At 44.2% G+C, this 15,843-nt stretch carries 14 protein-coding genes; 5 read left to right on the top strand and 9 right to left on the bottom strand.

Annotation, left to right across the window (positions count from 1 at the left end; all coding sequences use genetic code 11):
- Positions 1–120 precede the first annotated feature (120 nt).
- The 3 genes from M8013_RS11085 (at position 121) to M8013_RS11095 (ending at position 2,593) form a co-directional block, all read left to right on the top strand.
- Positions 121–414, top strand: a complete 294-nt coding sequence (locus M8013_RS11085) for a co-chaperone GroES (RefSeq protein ID WP_003855929.1) — start codon at positions 121–123, stop codon at positions 412–414.
- A 44-nt stretch (positions 415–458) separates the two neighbouring features.
- Entirely contained in the window at positions 459–2,102 is a 1,644-nt protein-coding gene (groL, locus tag M8013_RS11090; RefSeq protein WP_271267862.1) for a chaperonin GroEL, read from the top strand.
- Positions 2,103–2,239: 137 nt separating this feature from the next.
- On the top strand, positions 2,240–2,593 hold the full coding sequence (locus M8013_RS11095; protein ID WP_271267863.1) for a DUF4156 domain-containing protein: 354 nt from the start codon (positions 2,240–2,242) through the stop codon (positions 2,591–2,593).
- Positions 2,594–2,688: 95 nt separating this feature from the next.
- Here the strand turns inward: M8013_RS11095 and yjeJ are convergent, their stop codons facing one another.
- From yjeJ to M8013_RS11135, 8 genes are all read right to left on the bottom strand, one after another.
- Positions 2,689–3,546 (bottom strand): YjeJ family protein, encoded by an 858-nt coding sequence (gene yjeJ / locus M8013_RS11100; protein WP_271267864.1) that lies wholly within the window; start codon positions 3,544–3,546, stop codon positions 2,689–2,691.
- Between the two features lie 16 nt (positions 3,547–3,562).
- Complete coding sequence (locus tag M8013_RS11105) at positions 3,563–5,695, bottom strand: peptidase domain-containing ABC transporter (RefSeq protein WP_271267865.1); 2,133 nt, start codon at positions 5,693–5,695, stop codon at positions 3,563–3,565.
- Positions 5,688–6,974 carry an HlyD family secretion protein gene (locus tag M8013_RS11110; RefSeq protein ID WP_271267866.1) on the bottom strand — a complete coding sequence of 429 codons (1,287 nt, stop codon included), beginning with the start codon at positions 6,972–6,974 and terminating at the stop codon, positions 5,688–5,690. The genes M8013_RS11105 and M8013_RS11110 overlap by 8 nt, the downstream gene beginning before the upstream one ends.
- Positions 6,975–7,112: 138 nt before the next feature.
- Positions 7,113–7,487 (bottom strand): hypothetical protein, encoded by a 375-nt coding sequence (locus M8013_RS11115; RefSeq protein ID WP_271267867.1) that lies wholly within the window; start codon positions 7,485–7,487, stop codon positions 7,113–7,115.
- A gap of 327 nt (positions 7,488–7,814) precedes the next feature.
- Complete coding sequence (locus tag M8013_RS11120) at positions 7,815–8,834, bottom strand: fimbrial protein (protein ID WP_271267868.1); 1,020 nt, start codon at positions 8,832–8,834, stop codon at positions 7,815–7,817.
- Positions 8,835–8,849: 15 nt separating this feature from the next.
- Positions 8,850–11,384 (bottom strand): fimbria/pilus outer membrane usher protein, encoded by a 2,535-nt coding sequence (locus tag M8013_RS11125; protein ID WP_271268096.1) that lies wholly within the window; start codon positions 11,382–11,384, stop codon positions 8,850–8,852.
- 42 nt (positions 11,385–11,426) lie between these two features.
- Positions 11,427–12,119: a fimbrial biogenesis chaperone gene (locus M8013_RS11130; RefSeq protein WP_271267869.1), complete on the bottom strand. Its 693-nt coding sequence runs from the start codon at positions 12,117–12,119 to the stop codon at positions 11,427–11,429.
- 57 nt (positions 12,120–12,176) lie between these two features.
- Complete coding sequence (locus M8013_RS11135; protein ID WP_271267870.1) at positions 12,177–12,731, bottom strand: fimbrial protein; 555 nt, start codon at positions 12,729–12,731, stop codon at positions 12,177–12,179.
- A gap of 815 nt (positions 12,732–13,546) precedes the next feature.
- On the opposite strand from M8013_RS11135, the gene M8013_RS11140 reads away from it, so the two are divergent.
- Positions 13,547–14,107 carry a winged helix-turn-helix domain-containing protein gene (locus M8013_RS11140; protein WP_271267871.1) on the top strand — a complete coding sequence of 187 codons (561 nt, stop codon included), beginning with the start codon at positions 13,547–13,549 and terminating at the stop codon, positions 14,105–14,107.
- Between the two features lie 79 nt (positions 14,108–14,186).
- Here the strand turns inward: M8013_RS11140 and epmB are convergent, their stop codons facing one another.
- Positions 14,187–15,215, bottom strand: a complete 1,029-nt coding sequence (gene epmB, locus M8013_RS11145) for an EF-P beta-lysylation protein EpmB (RefSeq protein ID WP_271267872.1) — start codon at positions 15,213–15,215, stop codon at positions 14,187–14,189.
- A gap of 40 nt (positions 15,216–15,255) precedes the next feature.
- Here epmB and efp point away from each other — a divergent pair, with 40 nt between their 5' ends.
- Positions 15,256–15,822, top strand: coding sequence for an elongation factor P (efp, locus tag M8013_RS11150; RefSeq protein ID WP_271267873.1), 567 nt, complete (start codon positions 15,256–15,258; stop codon positions 15,820–15,822).
- Positions 15,823–15,843 lie beyond the last annotated feature (21 nt).

The following is a 15,843-nucleotide window of genomic DNA, read 5'->3' on the forward strand; positions in this document are numbered from 1 at the left end:
TTCGACTGCCCCTTGAAGGGGCAAAATCCGACCCCCATCTCTCAGGGCACTAGCCGGAAAACCGCTTACGGCCCGGCGTCACCCATAACTGATAATGACTTTCTCAAAGGAGAGCTATCAATGAGTATTCGTCCGTTACATGATCGTGTGATCGTCAAACGTAAAGAAGTTGAAACCAAATCTGCTGGTGGCATCGTTCTGACCGGTTCTGCAGCAGCCAAATCAACGCGTGGCGAAATCATCGCTGTCGGTAAAGGCCGCATCCTGGAAAACGGTACTGTGCAGCCGCTGGACGTTAAAGTGGGCGACATCGTGATTTTCAACGATGGCTACGGTGTGAAGTCCGAGAAGATCGACAATGAAGAAGTGTTGATCATGTCCGAAAGCGACATTCTGGCAATTGTTGAAGCGTAATCCGCGAACGACACTGAACATACGAATTTAAGGGAAAGATTAAAATGGCAGCTAAAGACGTAAAATTCGGTAACGACGCTCGTGTGAAAATGCTGCGCGGCGTAAACGTACTGGCAGACGCAGTTAAAGTAACCCTGGGCCCGAAAGGCCGTAACGTGGTTCTGGACAAATCCTTCGGCGCGCCAACCATCACCAAAGATGGCGTATCTGTAGCGCGTGAAATCGAGCTGGAAGACAAGTTCGAAAACATGGGTGCCCAGATGGTGAAAGAAGTTGCCTCTAAAGCGAACGACGCGGCAGGCGACGGCACCACCACTGCAACTGTACTGGCGCAGGCGATCATCGCTGAAGGCCTGAAAGCCGTTGCTGCTGGCATGAACCCAATGGATCTGAAGCGCGGCATCGACAAAGCGGTTATCGCGGCTGTTGAAGAGCTGAAAGCGCTGTCCGTACCGTGCTCTGACTCTAAAGCCATTGCTCAGGTTGGTACCATTTCCGCTAACTCCGACGAAACCGTAGGTAAACTGATCGCAGAAGCGATGGATAAAGTCGGTAAAGAAGGCGTGATCACCGTTGAAGACGGTACTGGCCTGGAAGACGAGCTGGACGTAGTAGAAGGTATGCAGTTCGACCGTGGCTACCTGTCTCCGTACTTCATCAACAAGCCAGAAACTGGCGCAGTTGAGCTGGAAAGCCCGTTCATCCTGCTGGCTGATAAAAAAATCTCCAACATCCGTGAAATGCTGCCAGTTCTGGAAGCCGTTGCGAAAGCAGGCAAGCCACTGGTTATCATCGCTGAAGATGTTGAAGGCGAAGCGCTGGCGACCCTGGTGGTTAACACCATGCGCGGCATCGTGAAAGTGGCTGCGGTTAAAGCACCAGGCTTCGGCGACCGTCGTAAAGCTATGCTGCAGGATATCGCAACCCTGACCGGCGGTACCGTGATCTCTGAAGAGATCGGTATGGAGCTGGAAAAAGCGACTCTGGAAGATATGGGCCAGGCGAAGCGCGTTATCATCAACAAAGACACCACCACCATCATTGATGGCGTGGGTGAAGAAGCGACCATTCAGGGCCGTGTGACTCAGATCCGTAAGCAGATCGAAGAAGCGACCTCTGACTACGACCGTGAAAAACTGCAAGAGCGTGTAGCGAAACTGGCTGGCGGCGTTGCGGTAATCAAAGTTGGTGCGGCTACTGAAGTTGAAATGAAAGAGAAGAAAGCACGCGTTGACGATGCTCTGCACGCGACCCGTGCAGCGGTAGAAGAAGGTGTGGTTGCGGGTGGTGGTGTAGCGCTGATTCGCGTGGCATCTAAACTGAGCGAACTGCGTGGCCAAAACGAAGATCAGAACGTGGGTATCAAAGTTGCGCTGCGCGCAATGGAAGCTCCGCTGCGTCAAATCGTGCTGAACTGCGGCGAAGAGCCGTCTGTTGTCGCGAATAACGTGAAAGCGGGCGACGGTAACTACGGTTACAACGCAGCAACCGAAGAATACGGCAACATGATCGACATGGGTATCCTGGACCCAACTAAAGTGACCCGTTCTGCGTTGCAGTACGCGGCATCTGTAGCGGGCCTGATGATCACCACCGAATGCATGATCACCGACATGCCTAAAGGCGATGCACCTGACTTAGGCGCAGGCGGTATGGGCGGTATGGGTGGCATGGGCGGCATGATGTAATCATGTTGTTCTGCACCTCGCAGAAATGAACAAACCCCCAGGCAGAAATGTCTGGGGGTTTTTCTTTTGGTCATCTTTTTAGTATAAGGTTTACACACGGGCAGTTCCTGCCCAGCTTATTGAAAACGAGGAATAACATGCGCGTAAAAGTCTGTGCAGGGATTGTAGGGGCAGCATTGCTGCTGGCGGGTTGTAGCTCCAGTAATGAGCTGTCTGCTGGTGGGCAAAATGTTCGCTTTGTTGAAGATAAGCCGGGGAGCGAATGTCAGCTGGTTGGAACCGCCACCGGCAAACAAAGCAACTGGCTTTCCGGGCAGCATGGCGAAGAGGGTGGCTCTATGCGCGGTGCTGCGAACGGGTTACGTAACCAGGCGGCAGAGATGGGCGGGAACGTGATTTATGGCGTGAGCAGCCCGACGCAGGGAATGTTGTCGAGCTTTGTACCGACCGCCAGTGAAATGCAGGGCCAGGTTTATAAGTGTCCAAATTAAGCTGACCTCGGGTTATCCCTCTCCAACAGGAGAGGGGAACCCAGGTCAGCGGCAAAATACCGCCTTATCTACATCCATGTAGATTCCCACGTACGCTACTTAGTGAGATGCCCCTGCATCTCCAGGCAGAAACTATGGAGTGCTTTAAGGCAATGATCTTTGGACAGTGTTTTTAAAGGTTCTGATGGAATTATCCGGCTAAAAACCTGATAGGTTTTATATTTTTCATGAATCTCTTTGATTGTTTGGGTTAACATAGCCACGCGTTGGATAATATTTTCTGTTTCAGGTGTGTTTGCCGGCGTATTTGTCTTGATCACAGCGCCAGCAAGAACTTTCTTCCCTTCTTCAGTATCGTAACAGTACAGAACTGCCATATAGTTAGAGAACAGACTTTCTTTCCAGGGTTCATGTTTTACTTCACGATATCGTAAATTTTCATGATTTTCTAAGTCAACATTATAAAGCATCAGGAAATCAAGTACCGCTCCGATCGTTTGCTGGGCTTCTTTATCGTTTGACACTTCAATTGCTTTTATTATTGCCATAATAATAAATTCAACTTGTGAATCATCTATTTCCAGAGTGACAATATGTTGATTATTTAAAACTGTGATAAGGGTGAATCGCTCATCATCGAGTTTAGGGGCCATTGACATGATCAAATTACCCGGATCAGGTTGCATGACTTCTTCCTGAACAATTTCAGGAATATTTTTCGTCAGCGACTCGGCACTCGCCATTAATATTGCTTTGTAATCTTCCCCACGTTCTTGCAGGCGTTGCATGACCTGAGACATACGGTTGCGTAGCAGGATAAGGAAATCAACGAGAGTAGAAATTTGCATAAAAAGAATACGATCGTTATTGTTGCTATCCTTTACTTTTAAGGTCATGACGAACAGGCGTTCACCCTGTTTTATAGGGGCTGTATTAAGGCCTTTGATTTCCATTTTGTCGACTTCCTTTTCAGTTATTAAATGGGCTGGGGTGTATTGCGTAATTCGACAAATCGATAACCCGATCTGCAGATGCTATGGTTGATGGACGATGCGCAACAATCACACGCGTGATGCTTAAATTTGAAATAGCTTTGTTAATATATGATTCATTATTAAGATCAAGATGACTGGTCGCTTCGTCCATAAATAAGATGCTTGGCTTGCGGTATAGTGCACGTGCAATCAAGATACGTTGCTTTTGACCGCCTGAAATACCTAAACCCAGCTCGCCGATGAGTGTTTCATAACCCATTGGCATTTTCATGATTTCGTCATGGATATTGCTGTTACGGGCACATTGCTCAATGAACTCTTGATTAGCATTATCTTCAAAGCAGCTAATATTGTCTGCAATAGAACCGGAAAATAAACGATCTTCCTGCAGCACACACGAGGTACTAAGGCGATAATTATTCAGGCCTATTTTATTAATATCGAGATTGTTAGCTGTCACATCGCCGGTCGTGGGCGACAGGAGCCCGCACATGACCTTGAGTAATGTGGTTTTGCCAACGCCCGATGGGCCAACCAGAGCTACTGACTCTCCAGGGGAAACAACAAGATCCAGCTTTGAGAAAATTGGCTGCGAGAAGGGATCATACTGATAGCTCAGATTCTTAATCTCAAGCTTTACACCCGTATTTTCTTCAAATACACGCCGGGTTGGCATTTCTGCCTCGGGCTCACTGAAGGCAATTTCCGAGAGACGTTCATTGTGTAATGACAACATTCTCACCTGCATGAAGAGATCAATCAGGCTTGAAGCACGCTGAGAAAATTGTCCGCGGTAAGCATTAAATGCCATGAACATACCGAGCGTCATATTGTTATCAATAACCATCAATGCCCCTAGCCATAAAATTACGACTTGATCTATTGAGGAGATGAATGTATTTATGCCGCTAAACATCATGTCGAAACGCGTCTGCTTGATGCCTGCATTACAAGCATCAACATTTATATTAAGCCAGTATTTAGAACGTCGCTCTTTCAAGTTAAGCGCTTTAATCGTCGAAATGCCATACAGTGACTCCATAAAGTGCGAGCTGGAGCGTGCCCCTTTTATGACCTGTTCTTCGGATACCCGGCGATAAAAGCGATAAGTGCTTAAACGCATAATGGCATAACAAGCTGTAAAGCCAACGACCACCCATACCAGCCAGCCCCCATAAAGTGAGAGCATGATGAGCAGACCAATGGTCATGATGGAATCAATCACGCCCGTGACAATGCTATTTGTGAAGGTGGATCGGATGACATCCAACGATGAAAATCGTGACTGAATATCCCCCAGATGCCGCTTTTCAAAAAATGAAAGCGGTAAGCTGGTTAGATGATCAAACAGCGTCGTTTTCCATTGAATATTGGTAAGTGTGTTTAACGTCAACGATGTCCATGCACGCAACATACTGATGAATGTGCGGAATAAAGTAAAAGAAACCAGCCCAATACATATGACAGACAATAAGCTTTGGTCATGCGCCATAATTACATGGTCTGTGACGAGTTGTGTACCGACAGGTAAAAGCAGGCCAATTGCTTCAATAACAACAGAAAGTGCGAATATCTTCAGTAATGTGCTTTTTAAGCCGACGATATTTTTCATCAAATCCAATAAGCGCAAGCGTGATTTAGCTTTTTCTTGCTGGAATGATTGATCGGGCCAAAGCTCTAAGGCAATGCCAGTAAAGTAGTTTGACATCTCCTGCATACCGATAACACGTTTGCCCAGAGCAGGATCGTGTACGATAAAACTCGATTTTTTAACCTTAGTTAAAACGACATAGTGATTCATTCCCCAGTGAATCACACAGGGGAGTTTGAGCTGCCGAATCTCATCAAGATCAAGAGATAGCGCCCGGTTTTTGAGGCCGGCACGTTCTGCTATGTGACTTAAAGAGAGTAACGATACGCCTTGAGATGGGCTCCCGAAGCGTTGCCGGAAATTAAATAAATCAATGCTCAGACCGTAAAACCCAGCAATCATTGTTAAACATGCAATGCCGCACTCTGAAGCCTCTGACTGCAAAACAACAGGGGTTTTATTCCTTAAGGAAAAATTTAGTTTTTCCGTAATAGATTTAAACAGTTCTTTATTCATTGATAGGTCCACTTACGCTCTGGGTTATTTTATACAATGGAGTAAACATCCACATATAAAGTGGGCGCTCTTCAAGGAAAACAATAGCTTGTGCTTTTAATCCATTGGATAATTCAAGTGCTTTTCCATTGTAATTAAAGGTTTTATGTTTAATTTTTACTATTGCTTTATAAAGAGCTAACTCTTGTTGATTAGGCCCTGTTGCAACGTTAGTGTATTCAGCCATCTCCTGTCGAGAAGCGGGTACAGAGGAGATAGAAATAACTTCTCCAGGAAACTGGCCAAACTTGTCGGAAGGGAATGCGTCATAGCGGATATTAACCGTATCGCCAGGTTTGATGTAAGGTATGCTGTTGTTAGGCAGCCAAAGTATCAGGAAATATTCAATGTTCCCTATGGGTTTTATTTGTGCAAGGCTGCTACCTTTATCAACCATTTGACCGACCGTTACGGCGACGGATTCAATCTTGCCTTCTGCAGTCGCTTTGATGACTGCATTGCCGTTCGCATTCGATTCAACAGCTTGATTTTTAAAGTCATTTATTTGGTTTTTTTGACTCGACATCTGATTGTCAAAATCCGCAGCCTTAGTCACAACATCGCTTTTTAATTGTGTGAGTTGAGACTCAAGTTGCATTTTTTGGCTAATGAGGGACTGATAAGTACTTTGTTGCTGAAAATAAAGAGAGTGCTGATAATTATACTGATCTTTTGTGATTAAACCTTGTTTAAGGTAGGTGTCATAACTAGACAGGTTGTCCTTCATTTTTTTTAGACCTGTTCCAGCATTAGCAAGCATGACCTTCGTTTCCTTTAGCGAACTGTCATATTGCTTAACTTGCGTATCGAGGGCTTCGAGAGTTTCTTTTTTATTAATTAATGTCTTACTGATGATCTCTTCAGCATTCGAGATTTTTTCCGATATAACGGCATTCATGGCATCGGTTACATTACCTGTAACAGTATTTCGGGAAACATCCAGCTCGTAGAGGGGAGTGCCTTTACTCACAATATTGCCCGTTTCCACGTGTTTTTTGATCACAAAACCCTGTTGAGGCGCGTAAACGTTAATTGAATGGGGCAGCGTAATCACCTCTCCACGAACGTCAATACGCTGTGTGTAACTACAAAAAGTGAGCGTTGAAATAAGAATGAACAGGAATAATAACGATAATAAACTAATTAACCAAGCGGGCATCCCAGCCAAAAGCAGCGCCTTACCCTTCCAGTGGTTTTTCTTAAAGTCAATCGCTTCCTTGCGATAAAGTTGGTTCGCCATGTATTTTCACTTATAGTTAATTAGAGAATGTTCCTGCTAAGAATAATATGATACAGATTATAGAAGTATGATAAAAACAATAAGAAAACATGCAGTTAAATTTGCATGTTTTCTTAAATAATATTGATGTGTTACTTTTTAAATTTTGTAGCCGCCGCCAGTGCCATTCATGACGCTATCGAGCATGGCTTGCATCTGGGTATTTGACCATTCGGCACCATTATAACCGCCAGCAATGGCTCCCCATACGGCACCCTGAATAGCACCCCAGATAGAACCAACGGCCATAGTGAGAACGCCGACGCCAAGCAGACCGCCACCTTTACTTCCTCCAGTAGTGCCTCCCTGCAGACCGAAAAGTGAAGAGAAAGAAATAGCACCCATTACACCACCTACAATCGTATCAGTTACTTCACCAACTAAACCCATAAAACCAGAGAAATTGCCAGCCAGTATATCCTGGATGCCGGCACCGGAAACGTCATTCATTTCGATTAATGTTAATTCTTTCATTGCAATTTTCCTATGTAAAAGAGATAAACTATGTTTTAAATTCTACTTAAACGATAAACGTTTGATTCTGACCAGAGGATAGAAGAGGCTCTATACTTCATCACCACCGAAACAAATATCAAAATAAATTCGTTTAATTTAGATTTCGCTGAAATTATAAGAGGTAAATTTCTTTTTCCAATACAATTATAAAAGATTCATACTTGAATTGTTAATTAATTGAGTCGTGCTTGATAGTTGGTGAAATGCTCTGAACTCTGGAGGTGCAGAGTTCAGAGTGAAATGAGTACTTAATGACAAATATAATTTATTCTTAAGTGCGCAGAACTATTCCTCTTGTAAGACAATTTCAAAAATGGCATGTACCTCTCCATGTTCTACAGGTGTTGCCAGTTTGTAGTAATCCGCAGTAAGAGATATAACCTCTCGCGGACCAATACTGGCATACTTATAACTGCTATAATCGTAGAATTTAATTGCTGCAGTTCCCATTTTAATTATTACTCCGACGTTTTTTGCACCACCTGCAATAGCGCTAATACTGTTAAGTAAGACACCATTAACAGTCGGAGAGTTATCTGTTATAGGGTTGAACCAGTAGATATACGAGGATCCAACTGATTCATCAGGACAAACAATACTAAGGATGATTTCGCGTTGACTGTCAGTTTTCATCCCCGATGCGCCATTTCTCAATACTTTAGCTTCAATTTTAGGTAGTAATACTGTGCTACCTGTCATAGGCGTGACATCACAAGATGTCTGCTTGAACGTGAATGGACCAAAAGCTAAATTAATCTGCAACAGTAAGTATTCACTTTTCTGAATCTGATTTGCAGGTCCTGCCCGGAATGATACGGTTGCGTTATTTCCTGTTTCGTTGGTATCAATTTTATCTGCGGTTTTGATCAACCAGACGGTTATCTGTTCAACATTGCCACTGCTCAACCCCTGTGCAGGTACACTTCCGAATACAGCAGTTACAGGACGTAAGTTCGTTCCGGTGATGGCATCTGAAATCTGAAATCCTATGCCTGATATACCCGTTTCATACACAATTCCAGCCTGTACACCTCTAACCCCAGGTGCTTCTACAAGCCCTGCGGAGCCAATGATGGCGTAAACATCATTTGCGGAGCAGTTTGAAAATTTTTTCATGCTGGCAACGTTTCCGCCAACCTTTTTTACTGCAAGGACGGTTCCTGTCGGCAGGCTGTCGTCTGAAAGAATTTTAACATTTTTGAAGTTAAAGTTTATTTTTTGATCAGTGCCGGTGTAGCTACATGCTGCTATTGCAGACTGATAGCAAAAAAATAATAAGCCAATTAAGAGAACGATTTTTTTCATGCTGTTCCACTGTCCTTAGTTGCGACAAACTGCTGTCGTTTGAGCAATATTTCCGCCTATAGCTTCCAGCTTATAGGTTGCTTTACAGGATTGATTTGCACTTGCTCCCCACCGGGCGTAAACCTCTCCTGAGTCTTTGAGCCCTGACATATAAACCATGCCATTATCGGCAACAATGCTTGCCTGTGCGGTTGGCTGTGCGGTTGATGTGACCGTGGCACCATATGGTACATAGCTTCCAGAAGCCAACTTCATTATCAAGAAAGCGCGATGGCCAATGTTACCTTCAAAGTTAGCACGCGTAACCGCCCCGCGAGTTGGAACGACTTTTAAAGTCGCATTTGGCAACTCCATATTGTCTGCAAGCGTCGTGCTGTCCAGGGTAATACTTGTTCTACGATAAGGGCTCATATAAGGAACAATAGCGTAGCCACGGTAATCGGTTTCGATTGTCGGATCCGTTTCAAGCCGGACGTTGCTCAACCCAGGTGCTTTAACCAATGCGGCAGTATCAGACATTTCCTGACCTAAGGTCACGCCATCGGCATGCACTAAAATCCCACCACTTGCACCATAGCTTAAGAATTGACTATTTTTGCTGTAGCTATAACTGCCATTAACAGAACCAAGAGAACCGCGATAGTTTGTATAGACACCACCATCAGTACTGTCTCTATTGCTATAACCTTGCTGCACGCTCCAGTCCAGACTGTTGTTTTCAAGGGCGACACCACCCACAGAGACATATTGATCTGTTGAACCCGGATTGCTGTTGTTTAACTGATATGTGACATATGAGTTTGGTAGCCATTCACCAATAGGAATAGAAATATTGAGCGAGAAGAGATGATCATCTTCTTTAGCGCGATCAGAATTATTATTTTTCCAGGTATAACGACTGTAGCTGTACCCCAGGTTGTAGTTAATTCTGTTCCAGCCACCATTATACCCAACGCTAAGCGACTTGTTACGACGCTTGTTATCCCAGTAATCCTCAAACAGACCTGTTATCGACAGATTTCCCAGCCCTTCTCCTAGATTTTGGTTAAGAGTGAGGTTTGTTCTATTACGTACAGAACGAGGTGCGTTTATTCCCGAAGAATTATCATATGTATTAAGCACTTCGGAAAGTGTTCTAAATCCTTCTGTCGAATAGCGATAACCTGCTACCGTAATGTTTGTGCCCGTTTCCAGAATGTTTTTACCGTAGCGCAGGCGCCAGGATTGACCTGATGTTTTATCCTCATCCTTCATTTTGGACCATGCTTGGGTAAGATCAGCTGAGAGCGCGCCGAGCCGGCCAAGGTTATGGCCTATACCAAAAGCAAGTGCTTGATATTTCGATGCAGCCTGGATTCCTGAATACAGTGTAGTGTTGCTGAATGCCCCATGGCTGATGGTCGCCTGAGTGAAAGGAGTCTCGTCTGTGCTTTTATCATAAGGACGATACTTACCAGTTGTAATCTCATATTCAGTCTGACCTTCACGCAGCATCAAGGGCAGTGAAGCGAAGGGTACGATAAAGTTTTGCTGTGTACCGTCGGCCTCTTCAACCGTAACGTACAGGTCACCATTGCCCCCGGTCGCATACATATCGGTGATTTCGAAGGCACCTGGCGCGACAAATGCCTGGTAAATTTGGTAACCATTTTGTTTGACTACCACGCGGGCATTCGTTTTCGCGATACCACGGACGATAGGCGCATAGCCACGAAGGCTGTCTGGCAGCATGTCAATATCTGTAGCAAGTTGTATACCAGTAAAAGGTACGCTATCAAAAATGCTGGACAGAGATGAGCTTTCACCCACTACTAACGTGCTTTTTAAAGGAATAATATTGCGTTGCGCATACAGGTATACTGAGTCCCATTTGCCTTCATCGCCGTTCGCTTTACTCCAGCTTCCTAGATTACGTAAACGCCACGCACCTATATTCAGGCCTGACTGGAGATTAAGACTATAGTTTTCGCTCTCGGTTTGAAAATCTTTACTGGCACTAAACTGATAATTAGCAAGTAAGGCATTGATACCGTCATCAAAATCCTCTACAGGAATATAACCTTGGACAACCGTGCTCAAAGCCGCCTGAGGAATAGACACGAAAAGTTGTTGAGTATTAAAGTTGAAATCAGTTTTAAAATCAGAAATAATGTTTGTATTAGTACAACCTGTGCTATCTTCTTTTAACTCAGGAAAAGCTTCAATACGTAATCCATAACTTTTGAGCTTTTGCAGGCTGAAACAGGGTACCAGTGTTTTTTTATCATGGTCCTTATTTCCCTCAATAAAACGAATAGTTGCTGTTTCCTGATAATCATTATTTAACAAAATTTCTACACGATACTCACCGGGAGATTGGGCATCCTTAGTTGAAAATATTGATAAGTCAGGTAATGATGTCGCTTCATTTTGACCAACAGAACTTATGAACGCAGGGTCAAAAAAATCACGCGCCAATGCTTCATTGCAGATACCGACGATGATAGCAGGCATAAGTACGGCAAACTTTGGGGAAATCACTGTACGAATACATTCCCATTTTTTGAACATTGCAGGCATATATTTACCCTGGTCGGTCTAAATACTAAACCATCAAAGAGATGACGTGTGAGGAGAACCCGATCCACCATGCTCAGTGGCGATTTTCCAGGTAATCTGTTTTCCATCAGTACCTGCAGGAAGACTAATCTCCTTCGTTGAGAACGCTTCAATATGTGCAACGTTTTCTTTTATCTCTTTCCCATTGATAACCACAGATTTAAAATAGATAAAAAAAGGAGTTGGGTTTTTAACTGTTAGTTTATTATTTGTTTTGCGCCATTCCATTTTTTTAGCTTCATCATTCATTTTAAAATTCTGTATCGCCTTTGGTCGATAGATAAGGCGCATTCTGTGGCGCACTGCAAGCTGCAGTTTGTTCTCACCTTCAACGCTACTGTCGGTGGGAGGAATAGACATTATATTTAGGTAATAAATGCTATCTCTATCTGTTGGTGCACTACTAATATGTGCATTAGGGAAAATACGCACCGTATTCTTTTGTTTTGCTTCGAGTCGATAAAGTGGTGGCGTTACCATAAAGTAAGAGTTGCTACCTCCCTCGGGTGCCTCTACCCATGATTTCATCAAAAATGGACCGTCATCCTTATTTTCCATTTGTGCGCTAATTTCACGTGAACCCTCGTTAAAAACATAGCGAGTGGCATCGATAACAACACCACTGTTAGCGATACCGCTGATTGAGAGGGTTAGCAGGGAAACCCACCGACATATCGACTTACGCATAATTCAATCCTTGAATATAATGAAACGGAGCCTGCTTAACGCAGGCTCCGTAAAATATTAGTAAGTGATAGTAAAGGTTGCGACGCCTTTAACATCACCTGCAGTTACGGTTTCTGCAGTTTTAACATATGCTGCTTTATAGGTCAGTAATGCAGGTGCACCAGTGTAAGCAACGGTTTTAACAGTAGAACCGTCAAACTTAACGCGGGTAGAATCGCTGTTAATCAGTGCGATACCAGTGTTGCCTGCAGGATTAGCAGCCTGGTTGCTCAGCACATCAGCCATACCAGAAACGTAATCACCGCTCACATTCACATTCAGGTTACCAGTGAAATCCTTACCATCTTTTTTACAGTCGGCTACTTTATAAGTCACATCTTTTGCAGATGCAGTAGATGGGGTATTAATAGCCATCGTGTTTAACACTGATGCTTTAATATCATCCAGAACAACAGTGCCACCAGTGATAGCGCCGAATGGAGTAACGTTACAAGATTCATCGCTATCAGATACAGTACCGTGAATGACCAGTTGTGCGGTGTTGCTAGCGAAAGCCTGAGCACTCAGTACAGCTGTTGCAGCCACCAGAACAGCGATAATATTTTTTTTCATTTTCTTCATCCATATTAAAAGTAATAACTATTCCTATAGTGAATTGAGTGCATACAAAATCTTATGCGGCTCTATTCTTTTACCTCTTTACAATTTTTATTGCACGACGACAACGGTTTTGGTGTCGCTGATTTACCACGCAATAAATAGATAATGCTGTCGTAATGAGGCGTGAGGTAATCTATTGGCTTTTAGCATTTTGTGCATGTGAATTTTGTTGAATTTAATATCACTGTATTTTTGGGAGGTGTTTGATAGTGTTTTTTGTTGTGCAAAGCTTCTTTTTAGATGTTTGGTGAATGCGTTTTACGGAAATTATTTATTTTGTTTATGCGTTTAAGTGATCAATGCGTTGCATTTTAATTGTTTGTCCGTCGGATGGTTTGCGGTTGTTATGCATAAGGTTTTCGCTATTTTATCATTGTGGCTGAATTTTGAATGATGATTGGCGTAAAAAACCGCTAATCAAATTATCCATTTCTAATGCTGGGGAACCTGAAGGATTTACATGTTTCACTTATTTGTTCAGTTTAACCGTGAGTTCAATGCTCTTTAACCTGCCAGGATGTTTTAAGTATGAATTTATTATAAATTAAGATTTAATTGAAGTGTTTATGTTATCCTGATTCAGTTTTTGAACATCATCAAGGTGCTTCCTTATATATCTTGTCCTATGCTAAGATTCACAATGATATCAATTACTATATCTTATGAAGCGCTGTTTCATGCGTGATTTAGATAAATTGATGTGCTATGCAACTCGGGATAAGTTGCTATGTATAATCCTTTGAACGTACAGGGAAGGCCTTCAAACTATGGTATTTAATTTATTTATAATTAACGATGAAGTTATTTTTGATGCGAATTCTTATGAGCTTAAATCGCTCAAGAATGTTGGGGAGGTCATTATCCTTAATGTTCCAACCTCCCGTTGTTTACACCTTCTAATTGAAAAAAAAGACGAAGTTGTTTCACGGGATAACTTTATGGAGCAAGTCTGGCAGGCTAAAGGCGTAGTTGTATCTCAAAATACGTTCTATCAAAATATTTCTTTGTTAAGAAAATCGTTAAAAAATATAGGGTTAACAGAAGATATCATTGTGACGGTTCGTCGAAAGGGTTTTATTCTGGCGGCTGATACACGCATTCAACCGCTAGAAAATGAAAAGGTCACACTGCGCGACGATTCTTTATGTCATGGGGTTGCCGTGACTTCACAGCTTATAGTAACAGACTCTCCCCACGCCAGTTCCTCTGAAACAGCCAAGACGCCTTTAGGTAATCAAACAAAGTTACCAAAATGGCTGATACTGCTTCTCATTATTTTCACTGTTCTTGAGATTACATCATTCATTATCAATTGGTTAGGCGGGTAAGGTTTACATTTCTCGTGCTGGAATATCTTGAGGACTAAGGCGTGGCTTGCCTGGCTCTGCTGAAAGCAGGCAAGTTTGTTTAATACTGTTTCAACCCCAAATCCAGCGGCGTCTTACTCGGCTCTCCACCAATCTCACGCGCCAGCTTCGGCACCATATAACCGGAAACGAGCGTCAGTAATTCACGCATGATCGCGCGAGCTTCCTCATCGTGGACCATAAAATGGGCCGCCCCCTGAACTTTATCCAGAACATGAATGTAGTAAGGCATCACCCCCGCATCAAACAGGGCATTGCTCAGGTCAGCTAACGTCGCGGCATTATCATTCACGCCACGTAACAAAACGCTTTGGTTGAGCAGGGTCACGCCTGCCCGACGCAGTCGGAACATTGCCTCCCGGAAGATGTCGTCTATTTCGTTGGCATGATTAATATGATTCACCAGCAGAATTTGCAGTGAAGATCGCGCCAGCCGCGAAATAAGCTCTTCAGTAATACGCGCCGGAATCACAATCGGCAAACGGCTATGAATACGCAACCGCTTAATATGCGGGATCGTTTCCAGTTGGGTGATCAGCCAGTCCAGTTCATGATCTTTCGCCATCAGCGGATCGCCGCCTGAGAAGATAATCTCATCCAGCTCTGGATGGGCGGCAATATAGTCGAGCGCTGCCTGCCAGTTACGCTTGTTTCCCTGATTATCGGCATAGGGGAAGTGACGACGGAAGCAATAACGGCAATTTACCGCACAACCACCCTTTACCAGCAGCAGCGCGCGGTTGCGGTACTTGTGCAGTAAACCGGGCACCACACTGTTCTGTTCTTCAAGGGGATCGGTGCTAAATCCGGGCGCAGTGACAAACTCATCCTGTGAGGTAAGTACCTGTTTCAGTAGCGGATCGTCAGGGTTGCCTTTCTCCATGCGTGCAACAAATGCGCGCGGCACACGCAGGGCAAACAGGCGTTTAGCGTCACGGCCCGTGAGGAGTTTTTCATCAGCGTCGAGATTTAACAGACGCAGCAGTTCATCAGGACTGGTGATTACATCGGCAAGTTGCAATAACCAATCTTCTCTGGATGGGGTGTTTAGGGTTACAATATGCGCCATTTTGTGGCTAAGCTACCAGTTAACAATTTCAGAGGGCCTTATGGCGACTTACTATAGCAACGATTTTCGTGCCGGTCTTAAAATCATGATGGATGGCGAACCGTACGCGGTTGAAGCCAGTGAATTCGTGAAACCAGGTAAAGGCCAGGCTTTTGCACGCGTTAAGCTGCGCCGCCTGCTGACCGGTACCCGTGTTGAGAAAACCTTCAAATCCACCGATTCCGCTGAAGGCGCAGACGTTGTCGACATGAACCTGACTTACCTCTACAACGACGGTGAGTTCTACCATTTCATGAACAACTCTACTTTCGAGCAGCTTTCAGCTGATGAGAAAGCGGTTGGTGAAAGCGCTAAATGGCTGCTGGATCAGGCCGAGTGCATCGTGACCCTGTGGAACGGTCAGCCTATCACCGTAACCCCACCTAACTTCGTTGAGCTGGAAATCGTTGAAACCGATCCAGGTCTGAAGGGTGATACCGCAGGTACTGGCGGTAAGCCAGCTAAGCTCTCTACCGGCGCAGTAGTTAAAGTTCCGCTGTTCGTTCAGACCGGCGAAGTCATCAAAGTGGATACCCGCTCTGGTGAATACGTTTCTCGCGTGAAGTAACCCACCGCAGAATAGAAGGCG

Source organism: Silvania confinis (genome assembly GCF_025564085.1).
In the GTDB taxonomy this organism is placed as follows: Bacteria; Pseudomonadota; Gammaproteobacteria; order Enterobacterales; family Enterobacteriaceae; genus Enterobacter; species Enterobacter confinis.

Excerpts from the sequence above, each read along its gene's own strand:
- M8013_RS11085 (WP_003855929.1), top strand. The coding sequence starts at position 121 with ATGAGTATTCGTCCGTTACATGATCGTGTGATCGTCAAACGTAAAGAA.
- groL (WP_271267862.1), top strand. The coding sequence starts at position 459 with ATGGCAGCTAAAGACGTAAAATTCGGTAACGACGCTCGTGTGAAAATG.
- M8013_RS11095 (WP_271267863.1), top strand. The coding sequence starts at position 2,240 with ATGCGCGTAAAAGTCTGTGCAGGGATTGTAGGGGCAGCATTGCTGCTG.
- yjeJ (WP_271267864.1), bottom strand. The coding sequence starts at position 3,546 with ATGGAAATCAAAGGCCTTAATACAGCCCCTATAAAACAGGGTGAACGC.
- M8013_RS11105 (WP_271267865.1), bottom strand. The coding sequence starts at position 5,695 with ATGAATAAAGAACTGTTTAAATCTATTACGGAAAAACTAAATTTTTCC.
- M8013_RS11110 (WP_271267866.1), bottom strand. The coding sequence starts at position 6,974 with ATGGCGAACCAACTTTATCGCAAGGAAGCGATTGACTTTAAGAAAAAC.
- M8013_RS11115 (WP_271267867.1), bottom strand. The coding sequence starts at position 7,487 with ATGAAAGAATTAACATTAATCGAAATGAATGACGTTTCCGGTGCCGGC.
- M8013_RS11120 (WP_271267868.1), bottom strand. The coding sequence starts at position 8,834 with ATGAAAAAAATCGTTCTCTTAATTGGCTTATTATTTTTTTGCTATCAG.
- M8013_RS11125 (WP_271268096.1), bottom strand. The coding sequence starts at position 11,384 with ATGTTCAAAAAATGGGAATGTATTCGTACAGTGATTTCCCCAAAGTTT.
- M8013_RS11130 (WP_271267869.1), bottom strand. The coding sequence starts at position 12,119 with ATGCGTAAGTCGATATGTCGGTGGGTTTCCCTGCTAACCCTCTCAATC.
- M8013_RS11135 (WP_271267870.1), bottom strand. The coding sequence starts at position 12,731 with ATGAAAAAAAATATTATCGCTGTTCTGGTGGCTGCAACAGCTGTACTG.
- M8013_RS11140 (WP_271267871.1), top strand. The coding sequence starts at position 13,547 with ATGGTATTTAATTTATTTATAATTAACGATGAAGTTATTTTTGATGCG.
- epmB (WP_271267872.1), bottom strand. The coding sequence starts at position 15,215 with ATGGCGCATATTGTAACCCTAAACACCCCATCCAGAGAAGATTGGTTA.
- efp (WP_271267873.1), top strand. The coding sequence starts at position 15,256 with ATGGCGACTTACTATAGCAACGATTTTCGTGCCGGTCTTAAAATCATG.